This is a genomic window from Agromyces subbeticus DSM 16689 (genome assembly GCF_000421565.1).
Taxonomy (GTDB): Bacteria; Actinomycetota; Actinomycetes; order Actinomycetales; family Microbacteriaceae; genus Agromyces; species Agromyces subbeticus.
In genome coordinates this window covers 86807-100211 of sequence record NZ_ATXG01000010.1, presented here as the reverse complement: position 1 = coordinate 100211, position 13405 = coordinate 86807, and the positions used below count along the sequence as shown (strand labels likewise).

11 protein-coding genes are annotated in these 13405 nt (G+C 67.6%); 7 read left to right on the top strand and 4 right to left on the bottom strand.

The features are described 5' to 3' along the window. The first annotated feature begins 1 nt into the window (after position 1). The 3 genes from H521_RS25100 to H521_RS0113915 all read left to right on the top strand — a co-directional run bounded on the left by H521_RS25100 (position 2) and on the right by H521_RS0113915 (position 5467). A complete protein-coding gene (locus H521_RS25100) occupies positions 2 to 2350 on the top strand; it encodes an FG-GAP repeat domain-containing protein (protein WP_156891457.1) in 2349 nt (782 codons plus the stop codon). 104 nt (positions 2351 to 2454) lie between these two features. Next, positions 2455 to 3417: a UDP-glucose 4-epimerase GalE gene (gene galE, locus H521_RS0113920; RefSeq protein ID WP_022893643.1), complete on the top strand. Its 963-nt coding sequence runs from the start codon at positions 2455 to 2457 to the stop codon at positions 3415 to 3417. A 100-nt stretch (positions 3418 to 3517) separates the two neighbouring features. After that, complete coding sequence (locus H521_RS0113915) at positions 3518 to 5467, top strand: DUF6541 family protein (protein ID WP_022893642.1); 1950 nt, start codon at positions 3518 to 3520, stop codon at positions 5465 to 5467. Here the strand turns inward: H521_RS0113915 and H521_RS23440 are convergent. Further along, positions 5464 to 5826, bottom strand: coding sequence for a DUF2304 domain-containing protein (locus H521_RS23440; protein WP_022893641.1), 363 nt, complete (start codon positions 5824 to 5826; stop codon positions 5464 to 5466). The genes H521_RS0113915 and H521_RS23440 overlap by 4 nt on opposite strands. After that, positions 5823 to 6533, bottom strand: coding sequence for a glycosyltransferase family 2 protein (locus H521_RS0113905; RefSeq protein ID WP_022893640.1), 711 nt, complete (start codon positions 6531 to 6533; stop codon positions 5823 to 5825). Before H521_RS0113905 ends, H521_RS23440 begins: the two co-directional genes overlap by 4 nt. A gap of 69 nt (positions 6534 to 6602) precedes the next feature. On the opposite strand from H521_RS0113905, the gene H521_RS0113900 reads away from it, so the two are divergent. The 4 genes from H521_RS0113900 to H521_RS0113885 are packed head-to-tail and all read left to right on the top strand — an operon-like array spanning position 6603 to position 11109. After that, positions 6603 to 7214 carry an acyltransferase gene (locus H521_RS0113900; protein WP_040424710.1) on the top strand — a complete coding sequence of 204 codons (612 nt, stop codon included), beginning with the start codon at positions 6603 to 6605 and terminating at the stop codon, positions 7212 to 7214. Continuing rightward, on the top strand, positions 7204 to 8307 hold the full coding sequence (locus H521_RS0113895) for a DegT/DnrJ/EryC1/StrS family aminotransferase (protein WP_022893638.1): 1104 nt from the start codon (positions 7204 to 7206) through the stop codon (positions 8305 to 8307). Before H521_RS0113900 ends, H521_RS0113895 begins: the two co-directional genes overlap by 11 nt. Then, positions 8307 to 9293: a Gfo/Idh/MocA family protein gene (locus H521_RS0113890; RefSeq protein ID WP_022893637.1), complete on the top strand. Its 987-nt coding sequence runs from the start codon at positions 8307 to 8309 to the stop codon at positions 9291 to 9293. The genes H521_RS0113895 and H521_RS0113890 overlap by 1 nt, the downstream gene beginning before the upstream one ends. Positions 9294 to 9312: 19 nt before the next feature. Next, a complete protein-coding gene (locus H521_RS0113885) occupies positions 9313 to 11109 on the top strand; it encodes an ABC transporter ATP-binding protein (protein WP_022893636.1) in 1797 nt (598 codons plus the stop codon). Between the two features lie 35 nt (positions 11110 to 11144). On the opposite strand, the gene H521_RS0113880 is transcribed toward H521_RS0113885, so the two are convergent. Next, positions 11145 to 12227, bottom strand: coding sequence for a glycosyltransferase (locus H521_RS0113880; protein ID WP_022893635.1), 1083 nt, complete (start codon positions 12225 to 12227; stop codon positions 11145 to 11147). Between the two features lie 35 nt (positions 12228 to 12262). Next, positions 12263 to 13333 carry a glycosyltransferase family A protein gene (locus tag H521_RS25095; protein ID WP_022893634.1) on the bottom strand — a complete coding sequence of 357 codons (1071 nt, stop codon included), beginning with the start codon at positions 13331 to 13333 and terminating at the stop codon, positions 12263 to 12265. Between the last annotated feature and the right edge of the window lie 72 nt (positions 13334 to 13405).

Sequence of the window (13405 nt, the reverse complement as noted above, 5' to 3'; positions counted from 1 at the left end):
CGTGAAGCTCAGTGGGAAGTGGATCGGTGCGGCGCTGGCAGCGGTGCTCGTCGTGTCGGCGGTACAGGTCGGTTCGGCCGCCAGCGTGTCGCCGACGGGCTCGGCCGCGGCGGCGAACGGAGCCGACTTCGATCCCGGAATGATCATCTCCGACGAGGTCTTCTACAACAGCGGGACGATGTCGGCCTCTGACGTGCAGGGTTTCCTGAACGCTCGCGTGCCCTCGTGCCGAGCCGGGTACGTCTGCCTGAAGGACTACCGGCAGGCCACCACCAGCCAGCCCGCCAGGTCCGAGGGATGCGCGCCGTACACGGGGCAGGCCAGCGAATCCGCGGCGCAGATCATCGCCAAGGTCGCGGCAGCATGCGGCATCAACCCGCAGGCGCTCATCGTGCTGCTCGAGAAGGAGCAGGGACTGGTCAGCGACGACTGGCCGACCACTCGGCAGTACCGGTCGGCCACCGGCTACGGGTGCCCCGACACCGCCGATTGCGACGCGAACTACTACGGCTTCTTCAACCAGCTGTACCACGCCGCGTGGCAGTTCAAGAAGTACCGCGCCAACCCGTCGATTCGCGGCTACCAGGCCGGACGCTACAACACGATCCTGTGGCATCCGAACGCCGCGTGCGGGTCGTCGCAGGTGTACATCGCCAATCAGGCGACCGCTGGACTCTACGTCTACACGCCCTACCGACCGAATGCCGCGGCACTTGCGAATCTCTACGGCACGGGCGACGGCTGCTCGAGTTATGGCAACCGGAACTTCTGGCGCATGTTCACGGACTGGTTCGGATCGACCCGATCGCCGTCGCCCGAGCGGCCGGTCAACACCACGCCGGTCGTCTACACGGTCGGCTCGAACGGTGCGCTGACCGTCTACCCCGGCGATGGTCGCGGTGGTTGGACCACCCCTTATCAGACTGGCGTCGGATGGAACGGGATGCGCTTCGTCGTCGGTGCCGGCGACCTCGACGGCGATGGCAACCGGGATGTGCTCGCGCTCGCCGCCGATTCGCTCTGGATCTACCGCACCGACGGGCTCGGCAGGTTCATCGGAACGATGAAGGTCGGCGACGGGTTCAGCGGTGCCACGGCGCTCCTCAGCGCCGGCGATTTCAACACGGACGGCACGCAGGACTTCATAGTCCGCGATGCCGCCGGCAATCTGCAGCTCTACGCCAACAACGGCAGCGCGCAGTTCGCGCCGCCCAAGCAGATCGGCAACGGCTGGACCGGGTTCACTGCTCTCCTCGGTGGTGAGGACTTCAACGGCGACGGCAACGAGGACGTGATCGCCCGAGCACCGAACGGCGATCTGATGCTGTACCCGGGCAACGGTCGTGCGAGCTGGGGAGCACCGATGCGAATCGGCAACGGCTGGCAGGGAATGTCGACCATCCAGTCCCCGGGGGACTTCGACGGCAACGGACGTCCGGATCTCCTGGTGATCAACTCGACTGCCAACCTCTGGCTCTATCCGATGGTCGGACCCGGGATCTTCGGCGCTCCGAGGCAGGTCGGCACCGCATGGGGCGGGGTCCGCCTGCTGGTGGGCCCGGGGCAGCCGGCACGGGGAGTCGTCCCCATCCGCGCGGGGCTCGGCGACCTCAATGGCGACGGGTCATCCGATGTGATCGCTGCGACCAAGGGCGGTCTGGCGACGCTCTACGCATCGAACGGCGCCGGTGGTTGGCTGTCGTCGGCGCAGCTCTCGTTCGGCGCCGTTACCCCGACGGCGATCTTCGGCGCGGGTGATTTCGACCGCGATGGGCGCCGCGATGTCTTCGTTCGCGACACAGCCGGCAACCTCTGGAGGTATCCGAGCGATGGGCGGGGCGGCTTCGCCAGCCCCATCCTCGCAGGCAACGGTTGGTCTGCATTCACTGCATTGTTGAGTCCCGGCGATATGAATGGCGACAGGGCATCGGACGTCGTCGCCCGGGACGGCAATGGCGCCCTCTGGCTCTACGCGGGCAACGGCGCGGGCCAGTTCCATGATCCGATCCAGATCGGGAACGGATGGCAGGGCATGAAGTCGGTGTTCAGCCCGGGCGATTTCAACGGCGACGGCCGGAGCGACGTGATCGCGATCGACGTGCATGGCAGGATCTTCCTGTATCCGGGCAACGGCGGTGGCGGAGTCATGGACGGCGTGCAGATCGGTCAGGGATGGACCGGTATGAACCACGTCTTCAGCCCCGGCGACTTCGATGGCGACCTGAAGTCCGACGTGCTCGCCCGATCGACCGACGGCACGCTCTGGCTCTTCCAGGGCAATGGGGCAGGTGGTTGGGGCTCCGTCCGACAGATCGGCTGGGGCTGGTCCGGACTGGACCTCATATCCTGATCCCAACCGGGAGCGTCGTGCATGTCGCCTAGGATCGAGTCCGGCCCGATCCGGATCGAAGCGACCGTTGCTTCGACCGCTCGTCGCCGGGAAGCAGGTACCAGATGACGACGCTCGTGACCGGCGGTGCGGGGTACATCGGTTCGCACGTGGCGCGCCTGCTGCAGGATCGAGGCGAGCGCGTCGTGATCGTCGACGAGCGCTCGCCGCGATCGGGGGAGAGGGCCGCGCTCGCGTTCCATGAACTCGATCTGCTCGCGCCCGGTGCGGATCAGGAGCTCGGATCGATCATCCGCGACGAGGGCGTGGACGCGATCATCCACTTCGCCGCACGGAAGCGCGTGGATGAATCCGTCGCACGACCCGGTTGGTACTACCAGCAGAACGTGGGCGGCCTCACGGCGCTGCTCGGGGCACTCCACGGCACCGAGGTGCGGCGAGTGGTCTTCTCGTCGTCGGCTGCCGTATACGGGGACGTCGACGGGGGGCAGGTCGCCGAGGATGCGCCGACTCGACCCGTCAACCCGTACGGGCGAACCAAGCTCATCGGCGAGTGGATGCTCGCCGACACCGCCAACGTGGAACCCATCGCGGCGGCGAGCCTGCGGTACTTCAACGTCGCCGGTGCCGGATGGCCGGATCTCGGCGACCCCGAGAGCCTGAACCTCGTGACCATCGTGCTCGATCGCATCCGGCGCGGACTCCCGCCGGTCGTTTACGGCGACGACTACGACACGCCCGACGGTTCCGCCATCCGCGACTACGTGCACGTCCTCGATCTGGCGCAGGCCCATGTCGCCGCGCTCGACCATCTCGTCGGACGCACAGGCCATCGGGTCTTCAATGTCGGCACCGGCGTCGGCACCTCCGTGATCGAAGTGCTCGACATGATCTCCGAGGTCACGGGCATCGCATTCGAGCCCGAGATCGCCTCGCGCCGTGCCGGAGACCCGGCTGCCGTGGTCGCTCGAGTCGAGCGGATCACCGAGGAGCTCGGCTGGCGGGCGCAGCACGATCTCCGCGACATCATCGCATCGGCCTGGGAGGCGCATCGCTTCTCTCGTTGAGGCGATCGAGTCGAATGCCTGCGGATACACTGGAGCCCGTGTCGCACGAGCCCGCTGTCGCTGAAGATCGCTGTACCGAGTCCCTGCGTCGGCACACGGCATGACCTGGCTGGAGTTCGCGCCGGTCCTGCTCGCGGCGATCGCCTGGCTCGTCGTGCCCGGTGCGCTCGCGCTCTGGCTCCTCGGCGTGCGCGGACTGCTGCTGTATGCGGGTTCCGGACCCGTCTCGATCGCGTTCCTCGCCGCGCTGGCGATCGGCTACGGCAACCTCGGCATCGCGTGGACGCCGTGGGCGGTCGCCGCGGCGGTTGCGACGGCGGCCGCGGTGCTCGCGATCATCCGGCTCGTGCTCCGCGGGCGGTGGCCGTGGCGGGCTCGCCTCGACGTGCGTCCACCCTGGCGATGGTCGGTGTTCGCCGCCTGCGGGTTCGCGGTCCTCGCGATCGGCGCACCGTTGCTGTTCGCGTTCGGCGCCCCTGACGCGATCTCCCAGACGTTCGACAGCGGCTTCCACCTGAACGCGGTGCGATTCGTGCTCGACACCGGGAACGCGTCGACCTTCGCCATCGCGGGCGTGACCGGGTCCGGAGCGATCTATCCTGCCGCATGGCACGATCTGACCTCGCTGGTCGCCATGGCTCCCGGAAACGGGTCGATCCCCGCCGCCGCCAACGCGGTCGATCTCGCGGTCTCGACGATCGTGTGGTCGAGCGGCGTGCTGATGCTCGCACGAGTGATCTCAGCCCACCGCGTCACCGCGATCTGGATCGCGGCCGTCGTGAGCGCCTCGCTCCCGTGGTTCCCGCTGCTCCCGCTCACGTTCGGGGTCCTGTTCCCGTACTTCCTCGCCTTGGCCTGCCTGCCCCTCGCGCTCGCGCTCGTCGTGTCCGTCCTCGGACGGGGCGATGCCCTCACCGCGCCGACCCCGATCAGGGTCCTGCTGTTGGCCGCCGTGTGCGCAGCGATGCTGCTCTCGCAGCCGTCGGTCGTGCTCGGCCTGGTCGCCGCATCGCTGCCCGTCGTGGCTGCGGCCCTCATCGGGGTCTTCCGGGCGACGTCGAAGACGTGGCACCGGGTGGCGATCCTCGCAGGCGCACTCGCTGTGCTGGTCGTCTTCGCCGTCGCTTGGCGCCAGCTCGGCGCGATCGGCTACACCTCGCCGTGGGATGCCGAGGCGTCGCCCGGGCGGGGAGCGCTCGAGGTCCTGACGTACACCTTCGAGGGCGGACCTCCGGCGATCGGACTCGCGCTCCTGGTCGCGATCGGCGTCGTGGTGTCGGCGATCAGGCCGGGTCGCCGGTGGATCGCCGGGATGTGGTTCATCGGGGCACTGCTGTACTTCGCTTCAGTCGTGCTGCCGGCCTCAGACCTTCGGAACGTGCTCCTCGGCGTCTTCTACAAGGACATCCCGAGGCTCGCGAGCTTCTACGCCGTCCTCAGCATCCCGGCGGCGCTACTGGGTGGTCTCGCGGTCTGGACCTGGCTCTCGCGACTCCTCGCCCGGCACCGGCCCGGCCGTCGAGTCGCGGCGACCGTTACCGCGGTCGTCGCGCTCGCAGCGTACTCGGGGATGCAGGCGCCGGCGATGACCTCGGCGATCGAGACGGCGCGGATGACCTACGCGCTGACCGATCGCTCTCCGATCCTCTCGATCGATGAACGCGCGTTGATCGAACGGCTCCCGCAGGCGACCGGTGGCGATGGGCTCATCGCGGGCAACCCGTGGACCGGCACGAACTTCGCCTATGCGCTGGTCGGACAGCCGGTGCTCAATCCGCACTTCAACTCCGTCCCGTTCGACGCACGCACGATCGTCAACAGCCGTCTCGACGAGGCCGCGCAGGACGCCGAGGTGTGCGATGCGGTGCGTGCACTCGGCATCGAGTGGATGCTCGATTTCGGCACGTTCTTCGAGGACGCGGCCGACGAACTCCGCTTCCCGAGCTGGGTCGGGTACGAGGGATTCCTCGGCCTCGATCGCGCGGACGGATTCGTCGAGGTCGACCGTGAGGGAGACGCCGTGCTCTATCGCGTGGACGCCTGCGACTAGGCGGCGTCGCCTCGACCCGCGTCTTCGGCGGCGGCCCGGGCGAGCGTGATCTCCCTGGCCAGAAGGGTGAGCTTGCGGTTCGTCGCGACGTTGTGGCGATAGCTCGTCGCGACAGTCACCAGGAAGGCGAGCACGAGCGCGTAGAGCAGCAGGTCGGCGCCCCGGCCCACTCCGACGAGATTGGCGAGCCAGGTGAGCCACTGCGGGACCATGATCGACACGACCGCAACGATCACGAACAGCAGCATGAAGAGTCTGCGTAACGCCAGGTGGCTGTCGCCACGAGCAGGGCGGGCGAGGAAGATGCCGGCGAGGATGACGCCGACGACGAGAAGGATCTGGATCCACATCATGGTCATCGCACCAGCAGATCGACGAGGATGTTCACGGAGTTCAGCACGGACTGGCCCTTCGCCTTCGAATAGTCGGTGTAGAGCAATTCGACGGGGTATTCGCGCCACGGGAGCCCGGTACGCCCGAGCTTGAGAACGATCTCGGTTGCGTGCGCCATGCGATCCTGATCGAGGTGGATGCGTTCCACGGCATCGCTGCGGATGACGCGGAGGCCGTTGTGTGCATCCGTCAAGCGCAGGCCGGTCGTGAGGTTCGTGACCGAGACCGCGGTCTTCAGGATGATGCGCTTGAGGACACCGGGATCCGTCCGCGTGTCGAGGAAGCGTGAGCCGAACACGATCGCGGCGTCCTCGGACTTGGCGAGGTCGAGCATTCCCAGTGCATCCTCGATGCGGTGCTGTCCATCGGCGTCGAAGGTCACCACGAATCGTGCCTCGGGCTTCGTTGCGACGTAGGAGAACCCGGTCTGCAGCGCCGCGCCCTGACCGAGGTTGATGGGGTGGTGAAGCACACGGGCGCCCGCCCTGAGCGCGACTTCGGCGCTGCCGTCGGTGCTCCCGTCATCGATGCAGACCACGTGATCGAACGAGCGGAGCAGCCCTCGGACGACCTCGCCGATGACGGTCGATTCATTGAACAGCGGAACAACCACCCAGGTGTCGGGCGCGTGCCGCTTCGGGTCCGCGGTGGTCTGCTGTGAGGGGGGCTGCATGCATCCATTCTGACAGAGCGGGTTAGACTGATCGGCAGTGCCTCGATCGTCCGACCCCCAGGAGCACCCGTGAATTCAAGCCCCGGCGTGCGTATCGTCGACTCTGCCGATGTCGCCGCCGACGCCGAAATCGGCGAGGGGAGTTCGGTCTGGCATCTCGCGCAGGTGCGCGAGGGCGCCGTGCTGGGCGTGAACTGCGTCATCGGGCGCGGTGCCTACATCGGAACCGGGGTCGAGCTCGGCGATAACTGCAAGGTGCAGAACTACGCGCTCGTGTACGAGCCGGCGAAACTGGCCGACGGCGTCTTCATCGGTCCTGGTGTCGTGCTCACGAACGACACCTTTCCACGTGCCGTGAACCCCGACGGTTCGCTCAAGAGCGCACACGACTGGCAGCCGGTCGGGGTCGATATCGCGAGGGGCGCATCGATCGGCGCGCGGGCCGTGTGCGTCGCCCCCGTGCACATCGGCGAGTGGGCGACCGTCGCGGCCGGTTCCGTGGTGACTCGCGACGTTCCGAACTTCGCACTGGTGGCAGGTGTACCCGCTCGTCGCATCGGGTGGGTCGGACGATCCGGCCAGCGCCTCGTCGAGTCGGACGGCCTGTGGATCTGCCCCGAAACGAGCGCCCGCTACGCGGAGCGCAACGGAGAACTGATGGAGTTGAACGATGTCGAATGAAACATTCATTCCCGCGGCGAAGCCGATCATCGGTGACGATGAGCGAGCTGCAGTCGACCGGGTGATGCGCTCCGGAATGGTCGCCCAGGGGCCCGAGGTTGCTGCGTTCGAAGCGGAGTTCGCTGACGTGATGGTCGCGGGGCGCCCCTCGGTCGCCGTGAACTCCGGCACCTCCGGCCTTCACTTGGGGCTGCTCGCCGCCGGGATCGGCCCCGGAGACGAGGTCATCGTTCCGTCGTTCACGTTCGCTGCCACCGGCAATTCCGTCGCCCTGACCGGTGCCACACCGGTGTTCGTCGACATCGAACCCGAACAGTTCTCGCTCGACCCGGTCGCCGTCGAGGCCGCGATCACTTCGAAGACCCGGGCGATCATGCCCGTGCACCTCTACGGCCACCCGGCACGCATGACCGAGCTGGCCGCCATCGCCGACAAGCACGGCATCCTCCTCTTCGAGGACGCCGCGCAGGCGCATGCAGCCGAACTCGATGGACGCCGGGTCGGAACCTTCGGCACGTTCGCGATGTTCAGCCTGTACCCCACCAAGAACATGACGAGCGGTGAGGGTGGAATGGTCACGTGCGCCACGCCCGAACTGGTGCGCAACGTCAAGTTGCTGCGCAATCAGGGCATGGAACGTCAGTACGAGAACGAGGTCATCGGCTTCAACGCCCGTATGACGGACATTCATGCAGCCATCGGCCGCGTGCAGCTCACCAAGGTCATGGACTGGACGGCTCGGCGGCAGGCGAACGCCGCGTTCCTCGACGCGAACCTCCGCGGTGTGACCGTTCCGCCGGTGGCCGCGGGAGCAGTGCACGTCTACCACCAGTACACGATTCGAGTGGCCGAGGATCGCGACGGGTTCGTCGCCGCGCTCAAGAACGAGCACAACATCGGCAGCGGTGTGTACTATCCGATCCCGAATCACCGCCTTCCGTCTCTGGCGCACTACGCCCCGGGACTCGATCTGCCCGAGACCGAGCGCGCCGCACAGCAGGTCGTCTCCCTTCCCGTGCACCCGTCGCTCTCGCAAGACGATCTCGACCGCATCGTGGCCGGGGTCAACGCACTCACCGGGGCCGGTTCGTGATGACGACGCTTCGTGCTGGACTGCTCGGCGTCGGCATGATGGGGCGCAACCACGCCCGCGTCCTGCGCGAGGTCGATGGCATCGACCTCGTCGCGATCGCCGATCCCGGCGGCGACCCCCACGGCGTGGCCGGCGACCTCGAGGTGCTTCCCGACATCGAGGCCCTGATCGAGGTCGGCGTCGACATCGCCGTCGTCGCCGTGCCCACGCGTTTCCACGAGGACGCCGCGTTGAAGCTGGCGGAAGCAGGCATCCACACGCTCGTCGAGAAGCCGATCGCGCACTCGGTCGAAGCCGGTCGTCGGATGACCGACGCCTTCGCCGCCAAGGGACTCATCGGTGCCGTCGGACATGTCGAACGCTTCAACCCGGCACTCCAAGAGATGCGTCGACGCCTGGAGAACGGTGAGATCGGCGACGTCTACCAGATCGCCACCCGACGACAGAGCACGTTCCCGGCCCGCATCGCGGATGTCGGCGTCGCGAAGGACCTCGCGTCGCATGACATCGACCTGACCAGCTGGGTCGCTCAGAGCGACTATTCGACGGTGTTCGCGCAGACAGCGCACAAGAGCGGTCGTGAGTTCGAGGACATGATCGCCGTCACCGGACGACTGGCGAACGGCATCATCGTCAACCACCTCGTCAACTGGCTGAGCCCGATGAAGGAACGTGTCACCGTGGTCAGTGGAGACCGTGGCGCGTTCATCGCGGACACCAGCACCGGCGACCTGACGTTCTACGCGAACGGCACGATCCCGCTGGAATGGGACACCATCTCGTCCTTCCGTGGGGTCTCCGAGGGCGACATCACCAGGTACGCGTTCGCGAAGCGCGAGCCGTTGCGCCTCGAGCACGAGTCGTTCCGCGACGCGGTGCTCGGATTGCCGAGCGACGTGGTCACCATGGAGCAGGGCTTGCATACCCTCGCGGTCGTCGAAGGTGCCGTGGAGTCAGCGGTCAGCGGCGTTCCGGTGAAGTTCTGAACGGCGAGCGGGGCCGACGATGAAGCGCGTCTGGCCCGTCCTCAAAGACCTCCTTCCCCTCCTTCCGAGCGGGGCCCAGCGGTACTTCATGGGGTACATGGTGGCGACGACCTTGATCACGGCGCTCGACGTCGTGGCCATGTCGCTCCTCGCCGTGATCCTCGGACCTGCGCTCACCGGTGCTCCTCTTCGGCTTCCCCTGATCGGCGAGGTGCCGATCACGATCGTGCCGGCCCTCGCGCTCGCGGCCTGCATCCTGATCATCACCAAGTCCGTCCTCTCGCTCATCCTTCACTGGTTCGCCACGCGGCGGTTCGCGAAGTACGAACTGGAGATCGGCGATCGGATGTTCAAGGCGTACATCAACTCCAGTTGGGAGGAGCGCTCCAAGCGCTCGGTCGCCGAGATCACGCGAATCGCCGATGGCGGCATCGCCAACACGATGGCGGGATTCCTCCTCCCGCTCATGCGGGTTCCGAGCTCCATCTTCACGTTCGTCCTCGTGCTCGGCGTGCTCGTGTTCGTCGACCCGGTCACGTCGGTGATCGCACTGGTGTACCTCACGACCGTCGCGCTCGTCGTGCACCAGGTCGTCACGAAGCGGGCGCTGGAGGCGGCGCAGGTCAACCTCCTGTTCAGCTACCGCGTGGCCATCCTCATGACCGAGATGATGGAGGCGCTGAAGGAACTCAGCCTCCGCAACCGTCTCAACGAGGTCGCCGACCTCGTCGGGGCCAACCGCCATCGATCGGTCCGCGCTCGCGCGAACGGGTCGTTCCTCGGCATCATCCCCGGATTCGCCTTCGAGGCGGCACTGATCGGCGGCGTCATCCTCATCGGAGGATTCTCCTTCGCCCAGGGTGGAATGACGGCCGCGTTGTCGTCGGTCGCGCTGTTCGCGGCGACGGGCTTCAGGCTGATCCCCGCGATCACGGGCATCCAGGGCGGCATCGTGCAGGCCGTGGCCAGCACGCCGTCGGCCAAGGACGTCATCGGCGACCTCACGGCCGCGGAGAAGGACATGGAGGTCTCCCAGACCCCTGCCGACACCGCCGTGCTCGCGGAGAGCCCGAAGGAGATCCGCCTCGACGACATCCGATTCCGCTATCCCAAGGCGGACGAGGACGTGATCCGCGGGATGTCGCTGACCATTCCGCTGGGAAGCTCATTGGGAATCGTCGGGCCGTCAGGCGCCGGAAAGTCGACGCTGATCGACCTCCTGCTCGGGCTCAGCCTCCCGTCCTCGGGCGAGATCACGATCGACGGGGAGCCACTCGGCTCCGTTCTGCGCCAGTGGCGCGGACGTGTCGGGTACGTCCCGCAGCGTGTCGCACTCTTCGACGGAACCATCGCGCAGAACGTGGCACTCACGTGGGGCGATGAGGTCGACCGGGAGCGTGTCGAGCACGCATTGGAGCGGGCCCAGCTCGGTTCGCTCATCGCCTCGCGTGCCGGCGGCATCGACGAGCGCATCGGCGAGCGAGGCGTCTCGCTGTCGGGCGGGCAACAGCAACGACTCGGCATCGCCCGGGCGCTCTACACGGATCCGCTCGTGCTGGTGCTCGACGAGGCGACGAGCTCGCTCGACACGAAGACCGAAGACGAGGTGACGAAGTCCATCCGTGCGCTGCAAGGCGAGGTGACGCTCATCTCGGTTGCGCACCGCCTCTCGACGATCAAGGACTACGACCGGATCTGCTACGTCGACGATGGCGTCATCGTCGCCGAAGGCACGTTCCGTCAGGTCGCAGCGACCCTGCCGTCGTTCGCGGAGCAGGTGCTGCTCGCCGGACTCGCCAGCGAACTCGACCGCTGAGGACGACCCGGCCCGGTCGTGGAGAGACCGGGCCGCTAGCCGCGGGTCATGGCGCGAAGACCTGCGAAGAGCGTCCGGAACGGCGCCTGCCGGTGGAGGACCGACAGGGGATTCGTGGGAATGAGCGCACCAGGGGTTCGGTAATTCCACCGGGCGTCGAGGAGTGCCAGGATCCGCTCGGGGTCTGGCGCCGGCGAGCGCACCTCGTCGATCACCCGGCCGTCGACCCGCGCGAGCAGGCTCAGGACGCCGGGCGCCATGCGTTCCAGACGATCGATCACCCCATCGAGGCCATCGCGGTGCGCCTGGATCCCCGCGGGTGAGTTGACGCGCGCCAATACCGCATCGAAGAAATGGACGCGCAGGATCTTGACCGCGAGCGCCTTCCGATCAGAGCGGCCGAGCGTGTCGAACCAGGGCATGGCCTCGATCGCATCGAGGAACGCGAAGTCCTCGGCGACCGTTCGCTCGCTGAAGGTCACGCGGTCGCCGGCGTCGTCGTGGACGACGTACGGCGGCCCCTGGAGGTCGTAGGCGATGTCGACGCCGGTGAACCAGAGCGTCGCCGAATACGCGAGGTCCTCGCCCGAGGGCAGGCCCTCCGTGAAGCGGAGGTCGCCGTGCCGGGCGCGATCGATGAGGCCGAGCGGCGCGCTGCGGTAGGCGAGACGGTCCTTTCGGGCGTCGAGGCGTCGGACGCGGCGACCCATCCGCACCGGGGGATAGGGGTCGGTGCCCCGGCCGGTGATCTGGATCCGGGCGAGCACGGTCGACGCCCCGGTCTCGTGCTGCACGGCGAGCCAGGAGTCGATGGCTCCGGGAGCCAATTCGTCATCCGACCCCATGACGGCGATGAACGGGCCGTCTGAGTGCGCGAGACCGTGGTTCATCGGGCCCGCCGGGGAGCGGATGCCGTCCTGCAGCTCGAGGAGGCGCACATTCGAGTACTCCGCATACGCGCCGAGGTTCGCACGAATCAGGTCGGGCCGGATGTTGTGCGCAACGACGTTGACGCGAACGGCAGCCGCGGTGTGGTCGACGATGGACGCAACTGCCCGGGCGATCGGCCGACTCTCGGAGTGCACTGGAATCGTGATGTCGACGAGGGGAGCGGTCACCTCTCGATGCTACCCGCCGACATCCGGCGGGCGATTCATCCGCTCGAGACCATGGATCGCAGCGTGCGATACGGCGCCTGCCTGTGGAGGGCGAGCAGCGGGTTGCGGGTCATCAAGGTCCCGAGCGGCCCGCCCTGCCATCGGGCCGCGAGCAGCGAGCGGATGAGTTCGGGGTCGGGATCCGGAGAACGGATCGCATCGATGATCTTGCGATCGACGCGGGCGAGCAGTGCGCCGGAGCCGGGCGCCATCCGCTCGACCCTGGTGATCACGAGGTCGAGCGCCTCACGGTGCGCAGCGATGCCGCCGGGGCCGCCCAAGCGGTTGGCGACCGCGTCGAAGTAGTGGACCCGGAGGGTCTTGACGCCCAACGCAGTGCGCTCGGCCCGGCTGAGCGATGCGAACCAGGGAGCTCGCTGGATCGCATCGAGGAAGGCGAAGTCGTCGGCGACGGTTGCGGTCGCGTCGGTGACGCGGTCCTCCGCGTCTTCATGGGCGATGTACGCCGGGCCGCCGCGATCGTAGGCGAGACGCGCGCCGGTGAACCAGAGCGCTGCGGTGAACTCGAGATCCTCGCCGGATCGGAGTCCGGGCGTGAATCGGAGTCCACCGAACTCGGCGCGACGCACGAGTCCGAGCGGTGCGCTTCGGTATGCGAGACGATCCTTCACCGCGTCGAGGTCCCTCGTGCGCCCGCGGCGGACGGGCGGGTACGGGTCGGTGCCGGAGACGGCCCGGTCGATGCGTGCGAGCACCGTCGTCGCGCCGGTCGCGCGAGCGGTCGCGAGCCACGCATCGATCGCGCCCGGCGCGAGTTCGTCATCGGAGCCCAGGAGGGCGAAGTACGGCGCGGTCGCCTCGTCGAGGCCGAGATTCATCGGCCCGGCGGGCGAGGGGATGCCGTCGGAGAGCGAGAGCAGACGGACGCCATCGTGGGCGGCGTACTCGGCGAGGTTTGGCCGGATCACCTCGGCGTCGATGTTGTGTGCGACGACGCTCACGCGCACGGCGCTCGCGGTGTGGTCGAGAACGGAGGCGACGGCACGGTGGATGGGGCGCGAAGCCGTGTGGACCGCGATGATCACATCGACGTCGTACTCGCTCATTCGATGAAGTCTATCGAGCCGACCCGGCGGCTGCTCCGCGCCGAGGCAGCCACACGGTATCCTTGAGACCGC